This is a genomic window from Dyadobacter sp. SG02 (genome assembly GCF_900109045.1).
Taxonomy (GTDB): Bacteria; Bacteroidota; Bacteroidia; order Cytophagales; family Spirosomataceae; genus Dyadobacter.
This window is the reverse complement of sequence record NZ_FNYL01000016.1, coordinates 111596-136180: the sequence shown is the minus strand read 5'-3', so window position 1 is coordinate 136180 and position 24585 is coordinate 111596. Positions and strand designations below refer to the sequence as shown.

Sequence of the window (24585 nt, the reverse complement as noted above, 5' to 3'; positions counted from 1 at the left end):
TTTCTCCTGTTCAGCACTGTGGCATGTGTGCAGCAACGCTCCAAGGGTTCCGGGAAAAATCAGGGTAAGCTTAAAAGTTCGACTTCTGCAAAGCAATCAGCGGATTCCCTTCTTACAGTGCAAAAGCAAGCAGGTGCGGATACCTCCCGTGCCGGCCAACCCGGCGCGTCCATTCCAAGAGGCGGTATTAATGCAGATACTACACTGACAGGCAAAGGATTAGCTGCCGATTCCACTGCCGCCGATTCGCTTAAAAACCCTGACGACCTCGAAAACACCGTAGAATATACCGCGGAAGATTCCACGATCATGGACGCAGTTTTGAAGCAGGTGCATTTGTACGGGAATGCGGAAGTGACCTACGGGACTATTAACCTCAAAGCCAATTACATCCGTCTCAACTGGATTACCAACGAAGTTTACGCGATCGGGACTTATGATTCAACGGCTAAAAAGATGGCCGGAGAGCCGATTTTCCAGGATGGCCCGGAGACGTATAATACCAAAGAGATACGCTATAACTTCAAATCCAAAAAGGCCCTGATCCAGGGTATCGTCACCCAGGAAGGCGACGGGAACATCCGTGGTGATAAGGTTAAAAAGGACACGGAAGGTAATTTCTACATCCGCCATTCCATTTACACGACGTGTAATCTCACACACCCGCATTACTTCATCAATGCGCCGAAGATCAAGATGGTGAACAAAAAGCAGGTGATCTCCGGGCCATTCAACCTGGTTATCAGTGATGTGCCGCTGCCGATCGGATTGCCTTTCGGTTTTTTCCCTTTTCCCAAAAAGAAAGAGAATGGAACGAGCGGGGTAATTATTCCTACTTATGGCGAGGAACCAAATGGTCGCGGGTTTTACCTGCGCGACGGCGGTTACTACTTCGCAATCAGCGAGTACGTGAACGCGATTGTGACAGGGCAGATCTATTCCAATAGCAGCTGGGGATTGGGGGTTACGTCGACCTATATCAAACGCTACCAGTATTCAGGGAACCTTTCGCTGCGTTTCAACAAGAACAAATCCAGCGATGAGGTGCAACGGCAGCTCGGTTCCGGAAATACCAACGATTTCAGCATTTTGTGGTCGCATGCGCCGAAACCCCGCGGCAACTCGCAGTTCTCTGCGAATGTGAACGTAAGTAGCAACACCTATAACCAGCAACAGGCATTTGATGTAAATAAGTATACCTCCAACGTCGCGAGCTCCTCGGTGCAGTATAACCGCACATTCGGGCAGTATATGCGGGCGGCGGGATCGTTGCGCGTGAACCAGAATTTCGGGCAGATTACACCGCAGAGCGACGGAAAGCGTGTGGGTGGTAAGACCAACGTTTCTACCGATTTCAGTTTCGGGGTCAACCAGATCGCCCCATTTGCATTGAAGGGTGGTCGCGGGCGCTGGTACGAGAGCTTCCGTCTGGGGCTCGACTTCAATGGTAACTATGCATTAGCCAATGCATTGACGGCCATCGACACATCTTATAGCACCCTCGGCTTTGTCGTAACCGACGCGAAAATCGATACGACGCGTTTGAACAAAACAAAGGTTGTCGCGTTCAACCTCAATAACCTGCCTGAAATGCTCAAAGATGCGCAGTTCACGGGCCGGTACAGCCTTCCGATCTCGCTACCCAACTTCAAAGTACTACGTTTTGTGAATATCACGCCGAGCCTGTCGCTGTCGGGTGAGGTATTCACCAAACAATACCAATACACCAAAACAGGCCGCGATTCGATCAAAATCGATACGTTGCGAAAAGTGGGTACCGAGTATTCCTACAACTTCGGTGCGGGGATGAACACGCGTTTCTATGGAACATTCTTCTTCGGTGGAAAGCGGCTGGAAGCTATCCGGCACACGGTAATACCTTCGGTGTCATTTACTTACACGCCTGATTTTACCGGTGATGCGTTCGGTTTTTACGAGCGGATACAGGTAGAGGACAGAAAGGGTAATGTACGAGACCTTTCCCTCTCCAAGTTCCGGGGCGTGGGTTCGGGCGTGGCCAATGGGCGGGCGTCGAGCGTTATTTCATTCAGTTTGAACAACTCATTCGAAATGAAGCTCAAAAGCAAAAGCGATACCGCCGCTCAGCAGTTCGAGAAGGTTTCGCTGCTGGATAACCTGAGCCTGGGAGGAAGTTACAACCTCCTGGCCGACTCATTGAATTTGTCTAATATCACTATCAATGCGAATGCGCGGATCGGACGTAACCTGAACCTGAATTTCAACATGAACCTCGACCCGTATACTTACGTGGCGAACCCCAACATCGTGGGGAACCAGGTCGGGACGAAGGTCAACAAATACGCCGTCACTTCCGGGCAGGGCCTTGCGAATTTGCAAAGCCTCGGGTTTACATTAGGAACCAGTTTCTCTCCAAAAAGCAGCTCTTCCAACACCAATACCACTAACCCGCAAACGACCAATCCAAACGACCCTAATGCCGCTGCAAAACAGGAAGCGAAAGAGTTTATCGCGCAAAACCCTGATTTGTACGTAGATTTCAATATCCCCTGGAACGTTTCGCTGAACTACAACTTCGGGCTTACCAAGCCGGGTTTGTCGAAAGCACAGATTATCCAGGCGATTCAGGCCACGGGTGATTTGAGTTTGTCCAAAAACCTGAAAGTAACCCTTAGTACCGGTTTTGACTTCGTTGCATTCGAGCCTACTATCACGCAGCTCGGTCTCACGCGCGACCTGCATTGCTGGGATATGAGCTTCAACTGGACCCCATTTGCCGGCAGCGCGGCCCGTGCGAGCAATTACAGCTTCACATTGAAGGTGAAATCGGCGATCCTGCAAGACCTGAAAGTGACCCGCCGCCGGTCATTCTACGACAGAGCAGCTTATTAATCAGTCATTTGTGGAAACAAAAATGGCCGTCCCAACGGAACGGCCACTGCAATGCTTGCGGATAATGCTTATTTGGATGATGGCTTGGCAGCTGCCTTAGGAACCACTTCTCCGTTCAGGTAAAGGGTAATAGAACCACCTTCCGTGTTGCTGAAAACAGTTACAGGCTTGTTGAAAGGACCTGCCGCAGCAGCGTTGAAAGTAGCTTTTACTGAACCGGTTTTACCTGGAAGTACAGGATCTTTCGACCATACGGGCGTAGTACATCCGCATGAAACAGTTACGTTGGAAAGGATTACCGGATCGGAACCTGTGTTGGTGAATACAAATTCGTGTGTCACAGGAGTTCCTTGTGGTACTTTACCGAATTTGTGTGTTTCTTCTTTGAATTTCAGAACACCTTTCTGAGCAAAACTTACGGTGGTCAGCCCGAGGATTAAAACCAGCGCTGAAAAGAATACTTTCATAGTTGTAACTATACTTTAAGTGGTGAAAAACTTATTGTTAAACAAGGTTAACGCTTAAAAAGTTAAATATAATAATCATTAACCAATATTAACAATGCCCCAAAAGTAGGCATTCCGATGCCGGGGTTATTATTTTCCTGCCTAATTTTGGCTTGCATTCAAAAAAACGTAATTTAACTTACGGATTAAAACCCGTGATTTTTGCTTATGCTTCAAAATGATAGTTTGACCGGTTCCAGTGTTTTGAGTAAGGAAGAGATTATCGACGATTATCGCCTCGCGTGCGAGAGTCGTCAGGTAAGTTTGCTGGGGAGGAAGGATACAATGGGCGGCCGTTCTAAATTCGGGATTTTTGGAGATGGAAAAGAAGTTGCACAGATAGCGCTTTCCAAAGTTTTTCAGCCGGGCGATTTTCGCTCCGGATATTATCGGGATCAGACCATTGAAGCGGCTGTCGGGAACCTTACCTGGCAGCAATTTTTTGCCCAAATGTACGCCCACGCCGATCTCGAACACGAGCCGAACACCGGCGGACGTTCGATGAACGGACACTTCTCGACCCGCTGGGTAGATGAGAATGGCGACTGGCTCGATCAGACCCAATTGTACAATTCCGTTTGCGATATTTCTTCCACCGCCGGGCAGATCCCACGCTCGGTAGGCCTCGGGTACGCTTCCAAATTATTTCGCGAAAATGCCGAACTGCATGATATGACGACGTTTTCCCGCAATGGGAATGAGGTTGTATTTGCCACGATCGGCGACGCTTCCACGTCTCAGGGGATGTTCTGGGAGGCGATGAATGCGGCGGGTGTGTTGCAGATTCCGCTGATCGTCTCGGTTTGGGACGATGGTTATGGAATCTCCGTTCCAGTTGAGTATCAGACGACAAAGGGCAGTATTTCCAAAGCATTGGGAGGCTTGCAGCGTAATGAAGATGGTGAGGGGATAGAGATATTGACTGTGAACGGCTGGGATTATCCTGCATTGGTGGAAACTTACCAGAAAGCGGCCAAAATCAGCCGGGAACAGCATGTGCCGGTGCTGGTACACGTTACCGAGCTCACTCAGCCACAGGGGCATTCCACTTCGGGCTCGCACGAGCGCTACAAGTCGAAACAACGGTTGGCCTGGGAACGCGAGCACGATTGCAACGTGCGTTTCCGCGACTGGATATTGAAAAACGGCTACGCGACGGACGATGAGCTGGAACAAATCGAAGCGGAATCCAAAGAACGTGCGCTCAGCGAACGTAATGAGGCATGGCAGGCTTACCGTAAGGAGCTGGATAAAGAATACGTCGAGACGATCCGGCTTTTGCAGGATGTAGCCCAGGCTAGTACTTCTACCGCCGAGATCAATAATGCTATTCTCGAACTTCAAAAAACTTACCTGCCCGTTCGCAGGGATATGATCGCAGTCGTACGTAAGGTGCTGAGAATTGTAGGGAAAGAAGAAAATAGTGAGAAACGGACCTTGCAGGCATTTTTGCAGGATAACCTGAAAGCGAACAAGGAGCGTTTTAATACCCATTTATACAGCGAAACGCGTTATTCACCCATGCTCGTAGAGCCGGTGAGCCCTATATTTTCGGATAATAGCCCTACTGTCGACGGCCGCGAGGTCATACGGACCTATTTCGATGCGCTTTTTGCAAAAGACCCGCGCGTGGTCGCATTGGGCGAGGACATCGGTTTCATCGGCGACGTGAACCAGGGTTTTGCCGGTTTGCAGGAAAAATACGGCGAGGTCCGCATTACCGACACCGGTATCCGCGAAACGACGATCATCGGTCAGGGAATAGGCATGGCTATGCGCGGCTTGCGACCCATCGTAGAAATTCAATACTTCGATTACATCTACTACGCATTAGCGACGCTTACCGACGACCTGGCATCACTCCGGTACCGGACTGCGGGCGGCCAATGTGCCCCGTTGATCATCCGTACGAGAGGACATCGCCTTGAAGGCATTTGGCACTCCGGCTCGCCGATGGGAACTATGCTGAGCAGCTTGCGCGGTCTGCACGTAGTCGTTCCTAGGAATTTCACACAGGCGGCAGGTTTTTACAATACATTAATGAAAGGAGACGATCCTGCATTGATCGTAGAGCCGCTCAATTCTTACCGTCAGAAAGAGATTTTGCCCGATAACGTGGGCGATTATTACATTCCGCTAGGCCAGCCTGAAATTTTAAGGGAAGGAAATGACGTCACTATTGTTACCTACGGCTCAATGTGTCGTATAGTAATGGAGGCCGCTTCTCAATTGCAGCATTCAGGCATTGAAGTTGAAGTCATCGACGTGCAGACACTTCTGCCCTTCGACGTCGACAACAGGATAGTGGAGTCCATTAAAAAGACCAACCGGGTTATTTTCGCCGATGAGGACCTGCCCGGAAGTGCATCGGGTTTTATGATGCAACAGGTTTTGGAAAAACAGCAGGCTTACCGCTGGCTCGATTCTGCCCCGGTAACCATTGCAGCGAAAGATCACCGCCCGCCCTATGGTTCGGACGGCGATTATTTCTCGAAGCCTAATATGGACGACATTTTTGAAACTGTTTACGAAATCATGCGAGAAGCGGCCCCAGATAAATATCCGGAGCTGTTTAACGTATGATCTTATGTATCGTTCAAAAGGAAAAAGAATCTTAGACATTTTACTGGCGGCAATGGGGTTGATTACCTCATTGCCGTTTTTTGTCGTATTGCCTCCGCTTCTGTGGGTTCATTTCAGAGATAACCCATTCTTTCTGCAAACCAGACCGGGACTGAATGCACGGTTTTTCAGGATACTGAAATTCAGGACAATGCATGGTAATGGCCGGCCCCTTACCGGGCTTGGCAAATTGCTCCGGGCATCTTCGCTCGACGAATTGCCACAATTCTGGAATGTACTCGTGGGCGATATGAGTATCGTAGGCCCACGACCGTTGCTTGCCGAGTATTTGCCTCTTTACAATGTCGAACAACGCGTGCGGCATACGGTAAAGCCTGGCATGACGGGTTTGGCGCAGATCAATGGCCGGAACAGGCTCAATTGGGACGAGAAATTCGGGTATGACCTGCATTATGTGCGTAGCGTCACATTTATGCTGGATGTTCGGATCATTCTGACCACAGCTTCGAGATTTTTGCTGGTTCGTAAAACCGATGGTAGCGGGGTGGATGTAGTCCCATTTAAAGGAAATGCGACATGTTGATCTATGGCGCAGGTGGGCATGCGAAGGTGGTCGCGAGCATTCTTCTGGCATCCGGAGTGCAGGTTACCGGCATATTCGATGATAATTGGCGTCATGCGACATTGCGAGGCTACGATTTTTTGTGTGATTATAATGCGGGATATTTCCCGGCGCAACCACTTGTTATCGCCATCGGAAACAATCACGATCGCAGAAAGGTAGCAGAAAAGATAAGTCACTCCCTGGGCCAAGCGATTCATCCTTCTGCGATGATCGATGCCACGACGCGGGTGGGACCGGGCATTGTAATCGTTCATAATGCGGTCATACAAGCCGACTGCCGCGTTGGGAATCATGTCATCGTCAACACTGCGGCCATTATAGATCACGACTGCATTGTTGGCGACTTCGCGCACATAGGCCCGGGTGCGACGCTATGCGGGGATGTATGCGTAGGCGAATGCACGCTCGTGGGCGCGGGAAGCGTAGTTTTGCCGGGAATAAGTATCGGTAAGGAATGTGTAATCGGAGCGGGTTCAATCGTCGTAAGCGATGTGCCCGATTATGCGAAGGTGGCAGGAAATCCTGCCAGGATCATTTATTAACGCAAAACACACTATGAAATACAAAATATGCCTGTCGCCCCCGCATATGAGCGGGCGTGAGATGAAATATGTTCAGGACGCATTTGGTAGCAATTGGATAGCCCCTGTCGGGCCGAATATAGATGCATTTGAGGAGGGATTATGTCGCTATACCGGTAGTAAGCATGCCTTGGCGGTATCGTCGGGTACGGCAGCGTTGCATCTTGCATTACTGGTACTAGGCGTGGGAAAAGATGACATCGTCCTTTGCCAATCGCTGACATTCGTCGCCACCGTAAATCCGGTAATGTATGTAGGCGCAACGCCGGTTTTCATCGACAGCGAGCCGGTTACCTGGAATATGTGTCCCAATGCGTTGGAAGATGCTATCCGGCATTATTTGAGCATTGGACGGAAGCCCAAAGCGGTGATAGCGGTACATTTATACGGCATGCCTGCCATGCTCGACGAGATTTTGTATTTGTGTAGAAAATATGAAATCCCATTGGTTGAAGACGCCGCGGAGGCCCTGGGCTCTGAATACAGGGGCCGGAAAGTGGGCACTTTTGGGGATATTGGAGTTTTGTCTTTTAATGGAAATAAAATCATTACCACGTCAGGAGGTGGTGCAATGCTGTCGGATAATGCGAAATACATTGAAAAGGCCCGCTTTCTGGCAACGCAAGCCCGCGAACCTGTGGCACATTATGAGCACCATGAAGTTGGGTACAATTATCGGATGAGTAATGTTTGTGCGGGAATCGGTAGGGGGCAGTTGGAGGTGATCGATGAAAGGGTTATGCAGCGGAGGGCAAATTTCCAGGTTTATCAAACTTCTTTCAGTGAAGTTCGAGGTATTGAATTTCAGGAGGAAAGCAGCTATACATTTTCAAATCGCTGGCTGACGGCCCTGATTTTGAAATATAAGGAGGAACGACCTTTTCACGTCCGTAATGCGCTTTCAGAACAAGGCATCGAATCGCGCCCGGTGTGGAAACCGATGCATTGCCAGAAAATATACGAAACGCTACCCCGGTTTGGAGGTAGCGTTTCGGAAAGGTTGTTTGAGCGGGGACTTTGTTTGCCGTCCGGGTCAAATTTGGATGATTCGGAGTTGACGGCAATTATTTCAATAATAATGACACCGCCTTTTATTGAGTTCTTATAATCCGAGTACCGGAAGTTTTGAGCGTTTCATTAAACCTGTCATCTAATGCTTTCGCTTCAATGTCATAGCTTAGAATCTTTCCGCCATCCGATATTGTTCTCAGTACTGTATTCACCCCACTTTCTGTATAGCTTCCGGTAATTGTTTCACCTTGATTTTCAGCTAGCGGCGGATGGTGACGAACGTACGTCCAAGCTAGCTCAAAGCGTTCAGGAGTTTCTTTGTCTTTGTCAATCAGTCCGTCTGAATAGTAGAAGAGCTCAACTACCGCGGTGTAGCGATAAATGTATCCGCCAGGCGTTGGAGTCGGACAGATTGCACAGCCTGGAAGAGAATATCCTCTGATTTCCAAAGTTGCGTCTAGATACCAGTTCCAAAAAGCATCTCCGCTGATGTCTGGACCTTGTTGTGTCTTACGTTCGACCACAACACTTTCGTCGAATGTTCTGGCATTTGGGTCAGTTGAACTTACGACTTTGACTTCACTTGACATTATCCGATTTCTTTGGTAATCGGCCGCAGTTTTGCTGTTGAGTAGCGAGCTGATTGACGATTGTGAGGTCCCGTCAATTTTTTTAATCTCTGAATAGGTAAATTGATAAGTGCTCCCACCTATCATGACTAGTCCGTCCTTGTTTGTAATGCGGGCGTAGTTCGAGTTTACGCTGTTGAGTTGGAAATAGCCGCCCTTTTCATTTTTGATTAGCGACCCTTCTGGACGAAGATTGATTTCAGAAATAGTTTTTTTCCCAATCTCTTCCCGATACTCGGTGTAGCGGGAATAAAACTTGTTTTTTTCGCTCCATTCATCATAATCCTTACCATTTAGAGCGCCGATTTTCTCAGACGTTGAAAGGAAAGTTTCCATGTCGTTGAATACGGCAATCCCATCTTTGAATTCGATCCCTGATCCTTCGATAGAATTTGAAACAGGATCATTACCTGGTTTTTCGCATGACAAGGCGAAAAGGCAAATAAAGCTTGCTAAGACTTTTTTCATAAAAATAACGTTACGTTTTGTAAACAATCGGTTACAAACATAACGTTATTTTTTTAAAAACTAATTAATTCGAGGCGAACTTTAAATTAATTCTACGGAAGTATTTCTAGTTCGAACTGTAAAGGGGTGTATCTTGGGATTACACCATCAGAACTTCCTAAATCTTTGTAGCCCAAAGGAGATGGAAATATAACGATCGCTTTTTCAGTCTTTCTCATTTTTCTTATTGCCCGATCAAATCCCGGAATGATTCCGCTTGTTCCAGTAGTATGATTGAAACTTCCTTCACCAAATTTCTTGTCGTCCAGAAACTTGCCAATATATTTTACTGTCACCGATTTGCCAACACCTAATGTGTCGCCGGTCACTGTGTTTGTTCGCACTAATACGAGACCATCGCTGGTGCGCTCAGAAATAGGGAAATTCTTAACTTTTAGAAAATCATCTATCTGTTGTTGCTCTGTTCGTGTCTTAATGAATTCCAGTTCGAGCCTTATTACAGAATATGCAGGGATATTTACACGATCAATATTTCCAAATGCGAGATAATATGGGAGCAGGAATGTTGCCTTTTCTCCCGTTTTTAAAAGGAAAATAGCTCGTTCCAGTCCCGGTAGGCCAGTAGAGTAGCCTAGTACGGGGAAACTGATAGATGAATCTTTTTCTATAGACAGGACTTTTGTGCCGTTAAGAAGGTAACCATTGAGCTTGACCGTAGCGCCGTCACCTTTTTTGGTGTACGAGCCGGAAGGATTGGACTTTCGGATAATGTAGTGGATTCCGCTACTATCTCTTGCCGCTGTACTGCCTTGGCTGTCGGCTTTCAGGAAAGCTTCTATTTCTGCCTCATTTTCTACGATTTTCTCTTCATCCTTATTATCGTCTTTCATACAAGATGAAAAGCCGATCATCATTGTCAGCAGTAGACACCACACCAGATTAATACGCTTCATTTCTTTTCTAAGTAATTAATGGGGACTGTTTTAGTTTCAGGGTAGACGCCGTGGAGTCCGGATTGGTTGTAATCACGAGTGAAAAACGTCGATTTTTACATTTTTTTCAAAGTATTTGCAAAATGGCGACAGCGGGCACTGGAAGCATTGCGGGTTGCGCGCTGTACATACGTAACGCCCGTGCAGGATCAACCAATGATGTGCCTTGTGGATCAAATTCTTGGGAATATGGCTTACCAGCTCCTTCTCCACTGCTAATGGCGTCTTCGCAGTGAGGGGCACCAGGCCAAGCCGCCGCGATACCCTGAAAACGTGCGTATCGACCGCCATGGCCGGCATGCTGAAAATCACGGATGCGATTACATTAGCCGTTTTACGGCCGACGCCCGGCATTTTTTGCAATTCCTCGACTGTCGACGGGACTTCCGAGTGAAACTGCTCAACCAGCATTCGCGCCATGCCTACCAGGTGTTTCGCCTTATTGTTGGGGTAGGAAATGGATCGGATATAGGTAAAAACTTCTTCCGCGTTAGAGGCTGCCAGTGACTCGGGGTCCGGGAAGCGCTCGAAAAGTTTTGGTGTGACTATGTTCACGCGCTTGTCGGTACACTGTGCGGAAAGGATTACCGCCACCAGTAACTCGTACGGGTTGGAATAATGCAGCTCGGTTTCAGGTTCCGGAAAATTTTGGGTAAAATAGTCCAGGAAGTATTTATAACGTTCTTTTTTTAACATAATACGATCATGGTTCTGGAAGGAACGAATTCCGACACAGAAATCTCATGGGTACGGAGGCCGACGTTCCGATCCAAATCTTAAAAGTAATGACAATTTCCAGCCACCGGACCGATAGCTGGAAACAAAAAAATCTGCCGACTCGCCCTAATACAGGAGTGCAGCAGATCTTTTAGAAGAGAATTGTCGCGAATATCTGAAAACTTCTGAAATCACATTCTCGGAAGGAGTCCGGGTGATCTTATTCATCTGATTCTGGATTTCCAGGGAATCGAGATAAAAGTTCATCAAGTTATCGTCAAGTGCGAGCGCCTCAACAATCTGTTCATTTTCATTCTCAGTTGTTTCGGCATATAGATACCTTACAACATCATCGTAGGTAAAGGTTTTTGTCATACTGTGGGGCACGTTGGTTAAATTGCTTACGCAGGTTTATCAACGCGTAACGCATTCTCCCCAATGCCGTATTAATACTCACACCCGTGGCATCGGCAATTTCCTGAAAGCTCATGTCCTCATAGTGGCGCATGATCAGAACTTGCTTTTGCACGTCGGGCAACCGCTGGATCATCTCCCGCAGCTGCTCATGTGTCTCCTGACGAATCTGGATCGACTCAACGGAATCTTCCGAAAAATCCAGCGTGTTGAAAACACTGCTCCCATCTTCGAACACTACATTGGGGTAGCGTTTATCGCGTCTGAAATAATCAATGGCGAGGTTGTGTGCGATTCGTATAATCCATGGTAGGAACTTACCTTCGTCGTTATATCTACCACCTTTAATCGTGTCAACAGCTTTAATAAATGTATCCTGTAATAAATCTTCGGCTACATATTGATCCTTGACAATCAGATAAATAGTGGTGTATATTCTCGACTTATGGCGTTGAACAAGCTTTTCGAAAGCCTTCTCATTGCCCCGGATATACAATGTTACCAACTCACTGTCGCTAACTTGGACTTTCTCCATTTTACTATTCGATTTAGTTAACGTAGAGCAGTTCGTCGATATTGTTTCTCCTTTCTGGTTTGGTGAAAAATTAGATGTGACTTTTCGGCATTTCGAATTATACGAATCAAAGAAATGGATTTGGAAAATAATTTGCAAATGTTTGAGTTCCTTTTTGCAGAAAAATTATTTCCCGTTAACAGATGTTAACAAGTTGTGCATGTTTTAGATGCGTCGTGTTCGTTGTTACCGGCATGTATACATATTAGAATAAATAATAGTACTTAATACATAACCTACGATGTGCGTGTCAAGTTAGATCGATTTTAGTGTGCAGACCGCTACTTTTTTCACTCGCGCATCGTAATTTCACTTTTCTTATAAAAATTGAATTTTTACCAGATATGAAATACAAGCATATCTTCTTCGATTTGGACCACACACTTTGGGATTTTGAAAGAAATTCGTCCGAATCCCTGGAAGAGATTTTCCACCATCACCAGCTTACACGTTACGGTATTCCGTCTTTGGAAGCATTTGTGTGTTCATTCCTTAAAATCAATACTGCGTTGTGGGATAAGTTCGATAGGGGACAGTTGCACCATAGCTATATACGCGAGAACCGGTTCCGCATGGTTTTTGAAGAATTGGGGGCCGAATGCCCGCCCGAGCATACGGAGATCGGGGAGCTATACCTTACTTCGCTGCCGACAAAGAAGCATTTGCTCGAAGGGGCGCTCGATTTATTGAATTACGTTTCTGCGGCAGGCTACGGAATGCACATTATTACCAATGGCTTCAATGAAATCCAGGCGAGGAAGATCGCCAGCTCGGAAATCGGCCATTTCTTCGATCATGTCGTCACATTTGAAACGGCCAGCGCCAAAAAGCCCGACCGCCGCATTTTCGAGCATGCATTGGACCTCGCGCAAACCACGGCGGGAGAAAGCCTGATGGTCGGTGATAACTGGATCGCCGATATTCTGGGAGCAAAGCAAGTAGGTATGGATACCGCTTACATGAACCCGGCCGGATTGCAGTTCGACGAGGAGCCTACCTATAACATTCGGAGACTCGAAGAGCTTTTGCTTGTATTGTAATGATGCGAATGGCTAGGCAGGGTCCGCTTCGTAATATCGAATATGTTTTTCCTTTAAAAATTGCTTGATTACGTCTACATGCACGCATTGCCCGACATTCAGGAAAGGGTAATTGGAAACTCTTTTCCGGTGTCCATCAATGGTTACCTCGCGATTGACCTGGTCGAATCCCAAATGCAGGTGACGGGTGGAGCTTTGCATTCCGTAAATAATCCCGTTCTGGTCGAACAGCGGACCACCGCTCTGGCCACGTAGACCCGGTGTGCTCATTTCGATGCCCACGACCTCGCTGTTATCACCGATATGGCGGGTGATAATGCCGTCGATCGGGAAACTGGGGGTTTTAATCTTCCCATCGGTGGTCCATTCGATGTCCCCCGTATGCTTGTTGTACCGGTAATTGGTGAATTCCGGGAACGGGTAGCCTAGCCGGCACAAATAGCGGCCTTGTTTCACCATCCTGGAATCTTTCAGGAAATGTGCATGGGACTGGTATTGCTTCGATTCATAATTTCGGAACTGGATGATTGCCAGATCCTGCGTCGGATGCAGATGAATGGAGAGCCCTTTATACGCCGATACGCAATGGATGAAATTAAATAGAATGCGGATCGGGCTGTCCGGCGCGATCTTGTATTTGGTTTCCAGCAAGTTGCGTTGCGTGGCAAGCCCGGGATCTTTCTCGAATTGGCGCAGTTCGCCCTTGAATTTCAGATAGTTTTCATAAATACTATTGGCATACAGGATTTGCCGCGCGACATGCCTGCACGTGACCGCGAAGCCATCTTCATTGACAAAAAACAATGTAGCCGTACCCGGAACGATGTCGCTCCCTGCGTAATATCGGATGATAAAGTGAACCGGACGGGTAAACTGATCTATTTTTTCAATAGCATCAACAAACATAAAAAACTGGCCGAGGCCATATCGAACTAAGGGTGGGTAAAGGGAACGAGTGCCTCCGTCTGGTCCCAGCTCAGGACCATATCGACACCATTGGGGATTTCTTCAAAATAAATGTGAAAAATTTCCTGGACCGACGGACGGATGCGGATAGGTACTTCCACACTCATGACATTTTTGCCGTCGTTATATTCCGTGCCCCATTGGCCGGTTTCGGAATTGAGGATGATTTTCCAACTGCTCTGCCCAGGTACCGAAAAAAGCGAATAGGTGCCGGCTTTTACCAGTTTGCCCCCCATCGTTACATCTTCTTCCAATTCGAGTAGTGTTGCCTCATTGGCACCGGTGCGCCATACTTTTCCGTAGGGGAGTAATGCTTTATCTTGCTCCCTGCCGAAAATCAGCCGGCCTTTCTTGCTGGGCTGTCCGTAGGAAACTTTGATTTTAACCCTATTCTGACTGGTTTCAGCTACTGCCTCCGGACTAAACGATTTGGTATATTTTCTGACTCCCCAAAAGCCTGCTAATGCAACGATAATTAAGGCAAAGACAATCAGTAAAACTCTTTTCATAAATCAGGGACAGAAGATTTTGTAGAATGTGTAACTAACAGAAAGGCGCACGTAAAAATAAGTATCCTTCACGGAAGGATCGCCCTGCTGGAATTTGTCGGTGGATGTGGGATCGCCGCCGAGGTTGTCGAGGTAATCCGTGAAAGTTTTCCGGGTACCGTATTCGAGCCCGATGTTCCACGGGCGACGGATTTGGTATTTGATGCCTACGCCATAAGGGAGTACAAGCCCGGAAGTTTTATAGGAACTCGTCTGGATATTCGGGTCAAATTTGTTGAAACCCAACCCTCCGAAAACATAAGGGCTCCAATTGACGGCAAACCGGCGATCCTGAAAATTGAGGAAGTTATATTCCGCTACCGCACTGCCTTCGAATATGGTGGTACGGAACGACATATTTCTTACTTGCTGAAAAGGATCATCGCTTTTTTGATCGTCGGCACCGATGAAGCCACCGGCAACTTCCGCACGAAGCGAGAGAGCCTGGCTCGGATTGAAACGGAAGAAAAGGCTTCCGGCCGGTTTGAAAAAACGAAAACGAAAAGTAGGCGAAATGTCCCCGCGGTAGTTGAAGCCTCCCACGCCCGCACCTATCTCTACCCGCTGCGCATGCGCACACGTGACGGCCATAAAAAAACAAATACCTGCCAGCATTGAAGCCGGCAAGTATTGTCTATTCAAATGTCTGAAAATGTATTTCAACGGGGTAAGTTAATTATCTCAGTGGCGGACATTTTACCTGCGAAGGCAGCATATAATGGATGCTGATCATACCGAAAAGGTAAGCATCCTTTTGGGTCGGGCTATTGCCGCGTGGCGTGCCTGGGGCTCCGAAGCCGGTGGTAGGCAATACTTGCAGCGGGTTAGCTCCTTCCGGTAAAACACCTGGATAGTTGGCATTAAGAAAATTTCCGACTCCTACCGTCCTGTCGACACCCTTGCGCACCGCGAACTGCTCGGTAGTGCGGTTTGCCATGTGTGCGGCCAACGGATCATCCGCAAAAAGCGCCGGGTCGGCATAATTGCCGTGCGCGTCGTCGAGGTAATCTGTGAAAGTTTTGCGGTAGCCCAGTTCAGCAGAAACGTCGAACTTTGAGTTGATTTTGTAACGGACACCGATACCGACCGGAATAGCGAACTGAACCAGTGAATACGGTTTCTCGTAACCTTCATTACCCTGCCCTTCGGTTCCCAGCGGCTGCAATTTTACCCAGTCACCTTTCAGTGAATCAAGGGCTTTCGGGTTATGTGCGGTAAGCGCGACACCGGCGAACAAATACCAGCCCAATTGCGGACGGCGGTCGTAGCTCCGGTTGTCGGGCGTCAGTTTGTAAATACCCTGAACAGAAAATTCTTTGAGATCATTGCGGAAATGCAGGTTCCGCGCGTAATAGACGCTGGTCTCATGTTTCGAATCGCGGTTCATAATATAGTCGTCACCGGCGATTCTTGCGTAAATGAAGCTGGCGCGTGCGGCCAGGCGTGGTGTAAAATGGCGTGTATAGTTTCCGCCGACACTCCAGCGGACCATTTTGAAGGTAGAGGCCAACGGACGGCGATACGGGGCGAGGTCGCCATAGTAGCTGGAAGTACCAATACCAAAACCTGCCGTAGAATAGGGAACGAAGAAACCCCTGCTTTGTGCTATTACGTCGTTGCCCGACAGTAATAGCCCTAGAACCAGGGTTAAAGCCAACGCTCCGGATACTCTTTTCAAGTCGAAATTTCTACGCATTTTCAGATCGATTTTTTTGCAAAAATAGAATAGTTGTTGGTTTTCTTCAGGATGCAACACCATTTCAACGATTTTAACAATGTTTTATTTGTGTGGATATGATTTTTTAGAAACGCCGCAAATCTTGCTTATCATTGTGTATTCAAAAAGCGCCACAGAAAATGATTTCGAGTAACCAGCTACGGTTTTCTTATTCCGCTCAGAAAAAATTCAACTTCCCCGATATTCATTGCAATGATAAAGAAACACTTCTTATCCTCGGTCAGTCGGGCAGGGGAAAGACTACATTGCTGCATTTACTGGCGTTGTTGCTGACGCCTGAATCAGGAGATGTGGTTATCGCGGGTAAATCGGTGAAAAACCTGACACCGCAGGAAATTACTGCTACCCGGGCTAAAAATATCGGCATTATCTATCAACGCCCGCATTTCGTGAGCTCGCTTTCGGTGATGGATAACATTTTGCTGTCCAATTACCTGGCCAATCAGAAGGAAGACCGACAGAAAGCCCGTCACCTGGCCGAGGAGCTCGGTTTTGCTGAGCATTTGTCCAAAAAAACGAACCAGCTCAGTCAGGGCGAACAGCAACGTGTAAGCATTGCCCGCTCCCTGATGAACAATCCGAACATCATTCTCGCCGACGAGCCCACCTCGAACCTCGACGACGACAACTGCCACCGCGTAATCCAGCTTTTGAAAAAGCAGTCTGCGCAAATAAGTGCCAGCCTGGTAGTGGTTACCCACGACCAGCGCCTCAAAGATGAATTCCCTAACCAGGTTTTCCTTTAAAATATATGAACCTCTTCAAGATCAGCATTGCCAACCTGAGGGAAAAAAAGCTCAACAGTTTTTTGAGTGCATTGCTATTGACCCTCGGCATTGGCATGATATCCCTGCTTCTGCTCCTCAATAAACAGCTCGACGAGCAGTTCAAGCGCAATTTGAAAGGCATCGATATGGTAGTAGGCGCCAAAGGCAGCCCGCTGCAGGTGATCCTTTCCAGCATTTACCAGATCGACGCGCCTACCGGCAATATCCCGCTGGCCGAAGTGAATGCGCTTCGGAAGAACCCGTTCGTGAAATCGGTGATCCCGCTGTCGATGGGCGACAACTACCAGGGTTTCCGCATTCTGGGTACTACGCCTAAATACATCGAGCATTTCAATGCGAAACTGGCCGAAGGACATTTATATAATGCCTCCATGGAAGTAACGATCGGCAGCAAGGTCGCCCGGGATTCGAAGCTGAAAATCGGAGACCAGTTTTCCGGCTCACATGGCCTGGATTCGGAAGGGGAGAAGCACGAGGATAAAAAATACAAGGTCGTAGGCATATTCCAGCCGAGCGGCACGGTTGTGGATCAGTTGATCGTGACGCGGCTATCGAGCGTTTGGGATATTCACGAGCATTCCGAGGGCGCCGAAACACCGGCTGTGGCGGAAGTAGAGCATAGCGCCGGCCAAACTCAGGTCGACCCCGAGCCGGACGAAGAAGGGAAGGACGTAACCAGCGCATTGATCCAGTTCCGTAACCCGATGGGCCTGATCACGATCCCGCGTCAGATTAACGACAATACTTCCATGCAAGCCGCATTACCGAGTATCGAGATCAACCGCCTGTTCTCCTTATTAGGTGTTGGAATTGAAACATTACGGACCCTGGCATTGATCATTATCTCTATTGCCGGTGTCAGCGTTTTTATTTCTTTATATAACTCATTGAAAGACAGGAAATACGAAATGGCGCTCATGCTATCCATGGGGGCGACGCGCACGCGGCTATTCCTGATGTTGCTTATTGAGGGGCTCTCGCTGGCGGTTATCGGATTTTTTGCGGGTATCATTGCCAGTCGCGTTGGCTTGTGGGTGTTTTCCAAATCTGCCGAGCAGGATTTTCATTATTCGCTGGGCAAATTTGCATTGCTACCCGAAGAGGTCTATCTGTTTTTCGGTGCCATCGCGATCGGTGTGGTCGCGGCTGCATTGCCTTCGCTGGGCATTTACCGGCTGAATATCTCGCGGACACTGGCGGAGGAATAATAATGTGTGTAAATTTGTTAAACCGGTACAAATCATTGTAATACAAAATTGGAATACTGATGAAATCTGTCAAAATCAGCATATTGTTTTTCTGCATTGTCTCCCTGTTCGCATTTAAACCGGCAATTGAACCGGTGAAACTAACCTGGGAAACCCTGCGGGACGTTTCTTTCAAAAAGAAATGGTATGCAGAAGAATCGATCTACATGCTGCACCCGACATTCGGGCCGAGCGTACAGAAGCTGAAAAACCAGCAGGTTTCGATAACAGGTTACATTCTGCCGGTCGATCTGGAGGCCAATTTGTATGTATTGTCTGCATTTCCGTTCAGTGCGTGCTTTTTCTGCGGTGGTGCAGGCCCGGAAACGGTTATGACGTTGAATTTCAAGAAGAAGGACGGGAAGAAATTCAAGACCGACGAGCGCCTTACTTTTACCGGTACATTGAAACTCAATGCCGACGATATTTACCAGATGAACTACATTCTGGACGGCGCGGAGATCGTCAAATGATCAGACGCCGATCAGGCGCCAAATTCCTGAAATAAAGAATAATACGAGTCCTACGGGTGTGAGCACCTTCCAGCCGAGGTACATGAGCTGGTCTACACGCAGACGCGGGAGTGTCCAGCGCGCCCACATCTGTATGAGAATGCCGAACATCGCTTTGGATAGCAGCCAGAATATGCCCGTAACGTAGCCAAAGAATGTGCCTGGCGCCCCGCTGGTCCAATCTGCCAGCTTTATGGGGCCGATATTTGGCAAAGGCGTATTCCAGCTTCCAAGAAAAAGAATAGCCCCCAACAGCGACACCAGCAGCATCATACCATATTCTGAAAGCATAAACAATGCCCAGCGCATGCCGGAATATTCCGTGTGAAAGCCCGCTACCAGCTCCGATTCACCTTCGGGAAGGTCGAAAGGTGCGCGATTGCATTCAGCCAACGAAGCAATGAAGAAAACGACATAGGCGATCAGCAGGAACGGGTTGCGTACGATATTCCAGGAAAGAAATCCTCCCACTCCCGTCACATCGATCCCCAGTTCACGCATTCCGAACAGGTACATAGTTTCAGGTGTGTAGATGCCTTGCTGGTAGCTGATAACCTGCAAATCGAGCGTTTGCGTGAGCATGATTACACATAATATCGAGAGGCCGAGCGGTATTTCATAGGAGACGATCTGCGCCACGGCACGCATGGCGCCATATAGTGCAAACTTGTTGTTGGAGCCCCAACCTGCCATTAACAGCCCGATCACATCCACGGAAACGATTGTCAGCAGGAAGAAAACGCCTACTGCGGCGCCTGAGCCCGCAAGCTCCGGTGCAAGCGGCACGACCGCGAATCCTGCAAAAACAGATATGAAAATGACAAAAGGAGCGATCAGAAACAGTCGCCGGTCGGCAGCTTTCGGAACAATGTCCTCTTTTTGAAGTAGTTTGAGCAAATCGGCGAAGAGCTGCAATAACCCCCATTTACCTACCTCCATAGGCCCAAGGCGGTCCTGAATGAAGGCCGAAACCTTCCGTTCCAGATACACACCGATCACGACAAAGCCGGGGACAAGCAGGAGGAAAATGATGAGCGTAAAAGGCATTAAATGCTATCTGGACATTGGTATGACGCAAAAGTAAGTAAAAAACTTACTCATCTTCGTCTGTCTGCCCCTTATATCCCGATTCCTGCAAAATTCGGCCCGCATTGTCGATAGCCATCAGATCGGTCAGCTTTGTATCCGGATTTTCGGCCAGAAAACGGCTTACGATCCGCCAGCCGACCCAGCGTCCGATCGCGCCTGGTACTTTGTTGCCTATTTCGGTTGTAAACGGGCGGTCGTCGATGAACTTGCGCTTTTTCAAATCGCTTTTCTCGTACAACAGCTTGCTGGAAATGAAGTATGCCCAAATATCCGTCTGGCTGTTGTACGTTTTTCTCAGGTCGTCCCCTGAATATCCGATAATGAGGCTATCCGGCGTTTGAGGCATTACCTGTTTCACAAACTCGTAGCCTTTGCCATAACCGATCATATCCGAAAGCAATGTCTGATCACCGACGTTCATGAAATTGAACTGATTGGATTCGAAGAAAACGATCGACGGCACAATGTACTCGCGCTGGTAGCGGCGGAGCTGATAATCATATACGTTAGGACGGTAGCGCGCAGCCGGGCCGGCAAAGTAATCGAGGCCGATCACGATCAGCGAATCGGAAATATAAAGGTCGTTACCGGTGAAGCCCGTAACGATAAAATCGACTTCGGGAATCCTGAATTGGGGATAATGGTATTTAATTTGCTTGAAAGCATCCGAAAGCGGGTTCAGAATGCGGATTTTCCGGTCGCCGATGATCGAATCGAGCTGCGTGCGGAATGCCTGCAAATCGGGGTTCTGAATGATGGTGAACAAATGCGCCGCCAGTTTCGCCGGCTCCACGGGACTATCCGTGAAATAAGCTTGCGCGAGCGCGGGATGGCTATCTAGAAACTTTTGTACATCTTCGACCGATTTGCAGGAGAACAACGCCTCGTCGAGATTTTTGGAAACCAGTTCAAACCGGATATTGCTCGTGTCGGCCTCCTTGCGCTGGTCGGTTTTACATGAAAATTGGAGAAAAGCTACAAACAGAATGCACAATAAGGACTTGAAATAAACCATTTGGCGGAGAGAATGTATGTCGGAACAAGTTTCAAAAGTAGAAAAAAAACGCATAAGCATCCTGGGCTGCGGCTGGCTGGGGTTTCCATTAGCTAAACGGTTACTGGGGAGCGGTATTACATCGGTGGTAAAAGGTAGTACCACATCGGAGGCCAAACTCGATCAGTTCGCCGCTGCGGGAATCGACGGTTACCTGCTGCCATTAAACCCGGATGCAGGCCTCGACGCGACCGTGTCCGGATCGTTTTTCGAATCGGACATTATCGTGATCTCCATCCCGCCACGCATGTCGCAAAACGTGGCCGGAAATTATTCCGCTCAAATGCGGATGGTGGCGGAAGCGATCCGTCAATCTCCCGCGAAAGAAGTAATTTTCGTAAGCTCCACCGGCGTGTACCGCGATTTGAGCCAGACGGCTGTCGAGCCGGATGTGCAATTACCGGAGCATTCCGCGCAGCCCGAAATGGTCGCGGCGGAGAATGCGATAGCCGCACTAAGGCCGGAGAAAACAGTGACTATCCTGCGATTAAGCGGCTTACTGGGCTATAACCGTATTCCCGGAAAATACGTGCAGGGCCAGAAAGACATGACCACCGGCGATATTCCAGTAAATTACATTCACCGCGACGATGCGGCGGGTGCTATCCAGGCCATTATCCGGCAAGGTATTCAAAACGAAACATTCAACATCACCGCCCCTTTTCACCCGACACGCAGCGAGGTGTACGTCGATTCCTGTGCGCAGTTCGGATGGGAAGCACCGACGTTCAAAATACCGGAGCAGCACCCGGCTTTTAAATTGATTTCAGGGGATAAGTTTTCAAAAACCTATCAATACGAGTTCAGCTATCCCGATCCGCTGCAATTCCATTACCAGCTGGAAGACATTTAACGCAAAAAATCCGCAGGATCAACTCTGCGGATTTTATTATTTATAACCAAAAAGTATATTACTGGGCTCCCAGCAACTCGGTCAGCTTGGTTTCAAGCGCCGCGCCACGGAGATTTTTTGCAATGATCTTTCCATCTTTATCGAGCAGGAATGTCGCCGGGATCGCATTGACACCGTAGCTCTGCGCTACGCCGGAATTCCATTTCTTCAATTCCGAACCGTGCAGCCAGGTCAGCTTATCGCGTTCGATGGCTGTTTTCCACGCTTTTTCGTTATCGTCCAGCGATACGCCGAAGATATCGAAGCCTTTGTCCTTGAATTTGCCATACATCCGCACCACATTCGGGTTTTCCATCCGGCAAGGGCCGCACCATGAGGCCCAGAAATCGATCAGCACATATTTGCCGCGCAACGACGACAATGCGATTTGCTTGCCTTCCGGGCTATTTAGCGTGAAATCGGGAGCTTGTTCCCCAACCGCAAGACCGGCCATTCTTTTGACAGAACCGATAAAACCTTTCGCGAGCGTAGGCACAGGCTCTACTTTGGAATAATCATCGGCCAACTTTTTCAACACGTCCAGATCGCTCTCCGGAGTGAGGAAGTTGTTGGCGGCAAAAAGTGCGATAAGCGATGTACCCATTTCCGGGATCATCTGGCGCAATGCAGTGACCCTTTCTTTTTCCGCAGCCTGGTAAGCCTGCTGTATTTCCTGAATCTTTTTGGAGTCTTTTTTCTCTTCCGCCGTGGCATACTGCTCGTTCCAGCCAGTCACTTTCGCTGCGAATGCCTGCATCAACTGGTCGACTTTGGCATAGTACTCCATGTTTTTGGACCCGGTAACGGATACATTTCCGCCATTGCCCTTATCGTCGCGCGTTGTGCCGTCGGCTATGATGTTGAATGTCTCGCCGCCTTCCACGAGCAAGGGGAATTTCTGCCGGTCGGCGATATTGACGGTGAAAAAGCTGCCGCGGTCTTTATCGACGCCTTTGAGTGTAAAACTTCCATCGGCGCCAATTTGTGCAGAATCGAGTTTAACAGAAGATCCGGCAGCTGTGGATTGTGACAGAATGACCTTTTCGCCTTTGGAGCCGTTTTTAACCTTTCCGTTGATGGAAAAGCCCTTCGGTTCGATTTGCGCCATTACCTGGAAGCTTAGCAACGCGCCGCCCAAAACCAATGCACTCTGTTTGATAAATGCCTTCATGATCTTCTGTAACTGATTGTCAAATGTGTGATCTATAATTTTTGCGCCAGTAACTGGTTCACAAGCTTGGGATCGGCGGCCCCGTTGGATTTCTTCATCACTTCGCCGACGAACAATCCCATCAAGCCTTTTTTGCCTTTTCTGTAAGCTGCAACCTTGTCGGGCATGGCCTCGATTACCTCATCTACCAACGTTTCTAGCTCATTTGTATTGCTGTTTTGCAGCCAGTTATTTGAGGATGCGATCTCCGAAGGTTCACGGTTTGGCTCGGCCAGCATTACCGGAAAAACCTTCTGCGCAGCCACCGAATGGCTCACCGCTCCCGACTCGTTCAGTTCGATCAAAGCAGCCAGATTTCCGGCACTGATCGGGAAATGGGCGATGTCGCCGTGGTGATCGTTCAGATACGATTTCACGGGACCCATCAGCCAGTTTGATACGGCTTTGAAATGCGTTGTCTTGGCACAAACTGCCTCGAAATACTCGGCCAGCTCGCGGGTATCGGTCAATACCGCGGCATCGTAAGCCGGGATACCATATTGATTCACAAATTTCTCACGCAGCTCGTGCGGTAATGCGGGCATGCTTGCCTTGATGCTTTCCAGCCATTCGTCCGAAACGACAATCGGGCTCAGGTCGGGATCGGGGAAGTAGCGGTAATCGTTCATCGTTTCCTTCACGCGCATTCCGTAAGTCTGTCCGCTTTCCACGTCGAACATCCGCGTTTCCTGCTGGATCGCCTCACCGTTTTCGAGCATTGCGGCCTGGCGGCGCTCTTCGTATGCGATGGCCCGCATCATGTTGCGGATCGAGTTCATGTTTTTGATCTCGACCTTTGTTCCATATTCCGCGGCGCCCTTCTTGCGCAGGGACACGTTCACGTCCGCACGCAGCGAACCTTCTTCCATATTACCGTCGCTAATGCCCAGGTAACGCACCAGTCGGCGAATTTCCGTCACGAATGCGCCTGTTTCTTCGGCAGAACGCAAATCCGGTTCAGAAACCATCTCCACCAGTGGCGTTCCCGCACGGTTGTAATCTAGCATTGTTTCGGTATGGCTGCCGTCGTGCACGGATTTTCCGGCGTCTTCTTCCAAATGGATATGGTGAAAACGGATCGTTTTCTCGGCGAATTTGCCGTCATGCTTAAAGGAAATGGTAACACCGCCCTGGTCGCAGATCGGTTTTTTGTCCTGCGAAATTTGGTAACCTTTCGGAAGATCCGGGTAAAAGTAGTTTTTACGGTCGAAAATCGTCCTTTTACTAATCGAGCACCCGCAGGCAATGCCGAGGCGGATGGCGTATTCGACGGCCTTTTTATTGACTTTGGGCAAAGTCCCCGGCAATGCGATCGTCAGCGGACCGATATTGGTATTGGGTTCTGTTCCAAAAATGTTGAAATCGCGGGTAAACAGCTTGGATTCCGTCAGAAGCTGGCAATGTACTTCGAGCCCGATTACGGTTTCATAAGCGGCCAGAAGTTCATCGGTAACGTCAGCGGGGTGAATTGCGGTTTGACTCATATTATATGCTAATGCTTTCGCAAAGATACAAATACGGGCCGTCCAT

23 protein-coding genes are annotated in these 24585 nt (G+C 48.6%); 10 read left to right on the top strand and 13 right to left on the bottom strand.

Features of this window, described 5'->3' with window-relative positions; all coding sequences use genetic code 11:
* The first annotated feature begins 117 nt into the window (after positions 1-117).
* A complete protein-coding gene (locus BMW93_RS29645) occupies positions 118-2871 on the top strand; it encodes a putative LPS assembly protein LptD (RefSeq protein ID WP_229240978.1) in 2754 nt (917 codons plus the stop codon).
* 68 nt (positions 2872-2939) lie between these two features.
* Here BMW93_RS29645 and BMW93_RS29640 read toward each other — a convergent pair whose 3' ends face one another.
* Positions 2940-3338, bottom strand: coding sequence for a DUF1573 domain-containing protein (locus BMW93_RS29640; RefSeq protein ID WP_019944729.1), 399 nt, complete (start codon positions 3336-3338; stop codon positions 2940-2942).
* Positions 3339-3545: 207 nt separating this feature from the next.
* On the opposite strand from BMW93_RS29640, the gene BMW93_RS29635 reads away from it, so the two are divergent.
* The 4 genes from BMW93_RS29635 to BMW93_RS29620 are packed head-to-tail and all read left to right on the top strand — an operon-like array spanning position 3546 to position 8274.
* The gene (locus BMW93_RS29635; protein ID WP_090385097.1) at positions 3546-5960 is read left to right on the top strand and encodes a thiamine pyrophosphate-dependent enzyme; all 2415 of its coding nucleotides are present in this window, start codon (positions 3546-3548) and stop codon (positions 5958-5960) included.
* Positions 5961-5964: 4 nt separating this feature from the next.
* Positions 5965-6543, top strand: a complete 579-nt coding sequence (locus tag BMW93_RS29630; RefSeq protein ID WP_090385096.1) for a sugar transferase — start codon at positions 5965-5967, stop codon at positions 6541-6543.
* On the top strand, positions 6537-7127 hold the full coding sequence (locus tag BMW93_RS29625; RefSeq protein WP_090385093.1) for an acetyltransferase: 591 nt from the start codon (positions 6537-6539) through the stop codon (positions 7125-7127). Before BMW93_RS29630 ends, BMW93_RS29625 begins: the two co-directional genes overlap by 7 nt.
* Before the next feature lie 13 nt (positions 7128-7140).
* The gene (locus BMW93_RS29620) at positions 7141-8274 is read left to right on the top strand and encodes a DegT/DnrJ/EryC1/StrS family aminotransferase (RefSeq protein ID WP_090385091.1); all 1134 of its coding nucleotides are present in this window, start codon (positions 7141-7143) and stop codon (positions 8272-8274) included.
* Here the strand turns inward: BMW93_RS29620 and BMW93_RS29615 are convergent.
* The 4 genes from BMW93_RS29615 to BMW93_RS29595 all read right to left on the bottom strand — a co-directional run bounded on the left by BMW93_RS29615 (position 8258) and on the right by BMW93_RS29595 (position 11932).
* Positions 8258-9274, bottom strand: coding sequence for a hypothetical protein (locus tag BMW93_RS29615; protein WP_143061743.1), 1017 nt, complete (start codon positions 9272-9274; stop codon positions 8258-8260). The two genes, BMW93_RS29620 and BMW93_RS29615, sit on opposite strands and share 17 nt — an antisense overlap.
* 92 nt (positions 9275-9366) lie before the next feature.
* Entirely contained in the window at positions 9367-10227 is an 861-nt protein-coding gene (locus BMW93_RS29610) for an FKBP-type peptidyl-prolyl cis-trans isomerase (RefSeq protein WP_229240977.1), read from the bottom strand.
* A 72-nt stretch (positions 10228-10299) separates the two neighbouring features.
* Complete coding sequence (nth, locus tag BMW93_RS29605; RefSeq protein ID WP_090385084.1) at positions 10300-10962, bottom strand: endonuclease III; 663 nt, start codon at positions 10960-10962, stop codon at positions 10300-10302.
* A gap of 370 nt (positions 10963-11332) precedes the next feature.
* Positions 11333-11932 (bottom strand): RNA polymerase sigma factor, encoded by a 600-nt coding sequence (locus BMW93_RS29595; protein ID WP_015813074.1) that lies wholly within the window; start codon positions 11930-11932, stop codon positions 11333-11335.
* A 383-nt stretch (positions 11933-12315) separates the two neighbouring features.
* On the opposite strand from BMW93_RS29595, the gene BMW93_RS29590 reads away from it, so the two are divergent.
* Positions 12316-13011 (top strand): YjjG family noncanonical pyrimidine nucleotidase, encoded by a 696-nt coding sequence (locus tag BMW93_RS29590; protein ID WP_090385077.1) that lies wholly within the window; start codon positions 12316-12318, stop codon positions 13009-13011.
* Between the two features lie 12 nt (positions 13012-13023).
* On the opposite strand, the gene BMW93_RS29585 is transcribed toward BMW93_RS29590, so the two are convergent.
* The 4 genes from BMW93_RS29585 to BMW93_RS29570 all read right to left on the bottom strand — a co-directional run bounded on the left by BMW93_RS29585 (position 13024) and on the right by BMW93_RS29570 (position 16221).
* Positions 13024-13917: a trypsin-like peptidase domain-containing protein gene (locus BMW93_RS29585; RefSeq protein WP_090385074.1), complete on the bottom strand. Its 894-nt coding sequence runs from the start codon at positions 13915-13917 to the stop codon at positions 13024-13026.
* 26 nt (positions 13918-13943) lie between these two features.
* Positions 13944-14486, bottom strand: coding sequence for a DUF2911 domain-containing protein (locus BMW93_RS29580; RefSeq protein WP_090385072.1), 543 nt, complete (start codon positions 14484-14486; stop codon positions 13944-13946).
* A gap of 3 nt (positions 14487-14489) precedes the next feature.
* On the bottom strand, positions 14490-15140 hold the full coding sequence (locus tag BMW93_RS29575; RefSeq protein WP_090385069.1) for a DUF6089 family protein: 651 nt from the start codon (positions 15138-15140) through the stop codon (positions 14490-14492).
* Positions 15141-15201: 61 nt separating this feature from the next.
* Positions 15202-16221: a hypothetical protein gene (locus tag BMW93_RS29570; RefSeq protein ID WP_229240973.1), complete on the bottom strand. Its 1020-nt coding sequence runs from the start codon at positions 16219-16221 to the stop codon at positions 15202-15204.
* Between the two features lie 161 nt (positions 16222-16382).
* Between BMW93_RS29570 and BMW93_RS29565 the strand changes: the two genes are divergently transcribed.
* The 3 genes from BMW93_RS29565 to BMW93_RS29555 are packed head-to-tail and all read left to right on the top strand — an operon-like array spanning position 16383 to position 18771.
* Complete coding sequence (locus BMW93_RS29565) at positions 16383-17009, top strand: ABC transporter ATP-binding protein (RefSeq protein WP_090385063.1); 627 nt, start codon at positions 16383-16385, stop codon at positions 17007-17009.
* Between the two features lie 5 nt (positions 17010-17014).
* Positions 17015-18259 carry an FtsX-like permease family protein gene (locus BMW93_RS29560; RefSeq protein WP_090385061.1) on the top strand — a complete coding sequence of 415 codons (1245 nt, stop codon included), beginning with the start codon at positions 17015-17017 and terminating at the stop codon, positions 18257-18259.
* Between the two features lie 59 nt (positions 18260-18318).
* Positions 18319-18771 carry a DUF3299 domain-containing protein gene (locus tag BMW93_RS29555; protein ID WP_090385059.1) on the top strand — a complete coding sequence of 151 codons (453 nt, stop codon included), beginning with the start codon at positions 18319-18321 and terminating at the stop codon, positions 18769-18771.
* On the opposite strand, the gene BMW93_RS29550 is transcribed toward BMW93_RS29555, so the two are convergent.
* Positions 18772-19857, bottom strand: coding sequence for a complex I subunit 1 family protein (locus BMW93_RS29550; RefSeq protein WP_090385056.1), 1086 nt, complete (start codon positions 19855-19857; stop codon positions 18772-18774).
* A gap of 46 nt (positions 19858-19903) precedes the next feature.
* Positions 19904-20914 (bottom strand): gliding motility protein, encoded by a 1011-nt coding sequence (locus BMW93_RS29545; protein ID WP_090385054.1) that lies wholly within the window; start codon positions 20912-20914, stop codon positions 19904-19906.
* 16 nt (positions 20915-20930) lie between these two features.
* On the opposite strand from BMW93_RS29545, the gene BMW93_RS29540 reads away from it, so the two are divergent.
* The gene (locus BMW93_RS29540; protein ID WP_090385051.1) at positions 20931-21806 is read left to right on the top strand and encodes an NAD(P)-binding domain-containing protein; all 876 of its coding nucleotides are present in this window, start codon (positions 20931-20933) and stop codon (positions 21804-21806) included.
* Between the two features lie 58 nt (positions 21807-21864).
* Here BMW93_RS29540 and BMW93_RS29535 read toward each other — a convergent pair whose 3' ends face one another.
* Positions 21865-23016 carry a TlpA disulfide reductase family protein gene (locus tag BMW93_RS29535; protein ID WP_090385049.1) on the bottom strand — a complete coding sequence of 384 codons (1152 nt, stop codon included), beginning with the start codon at positions 23014-23016 and terminating at the stop codon, positions 21865-21867.
* 32 nt (positions 23017-23048) lie between these two features.
* A complete protein-coding gene (gene gatB, locus BMW93_RS29530) occupies positions 23049-24539 on the bottom strand; it encodes an Asp-tRNA(Asn)/Glu-tRNA(Gln) amidotransferase subunit GatB (RefSeq protein ID WP_090385297.1) in 1491 nt (496 codons plus the stop codon).
* Between the last annotated feature and the right edge of the window lie 46 nt (positions 24540-24585).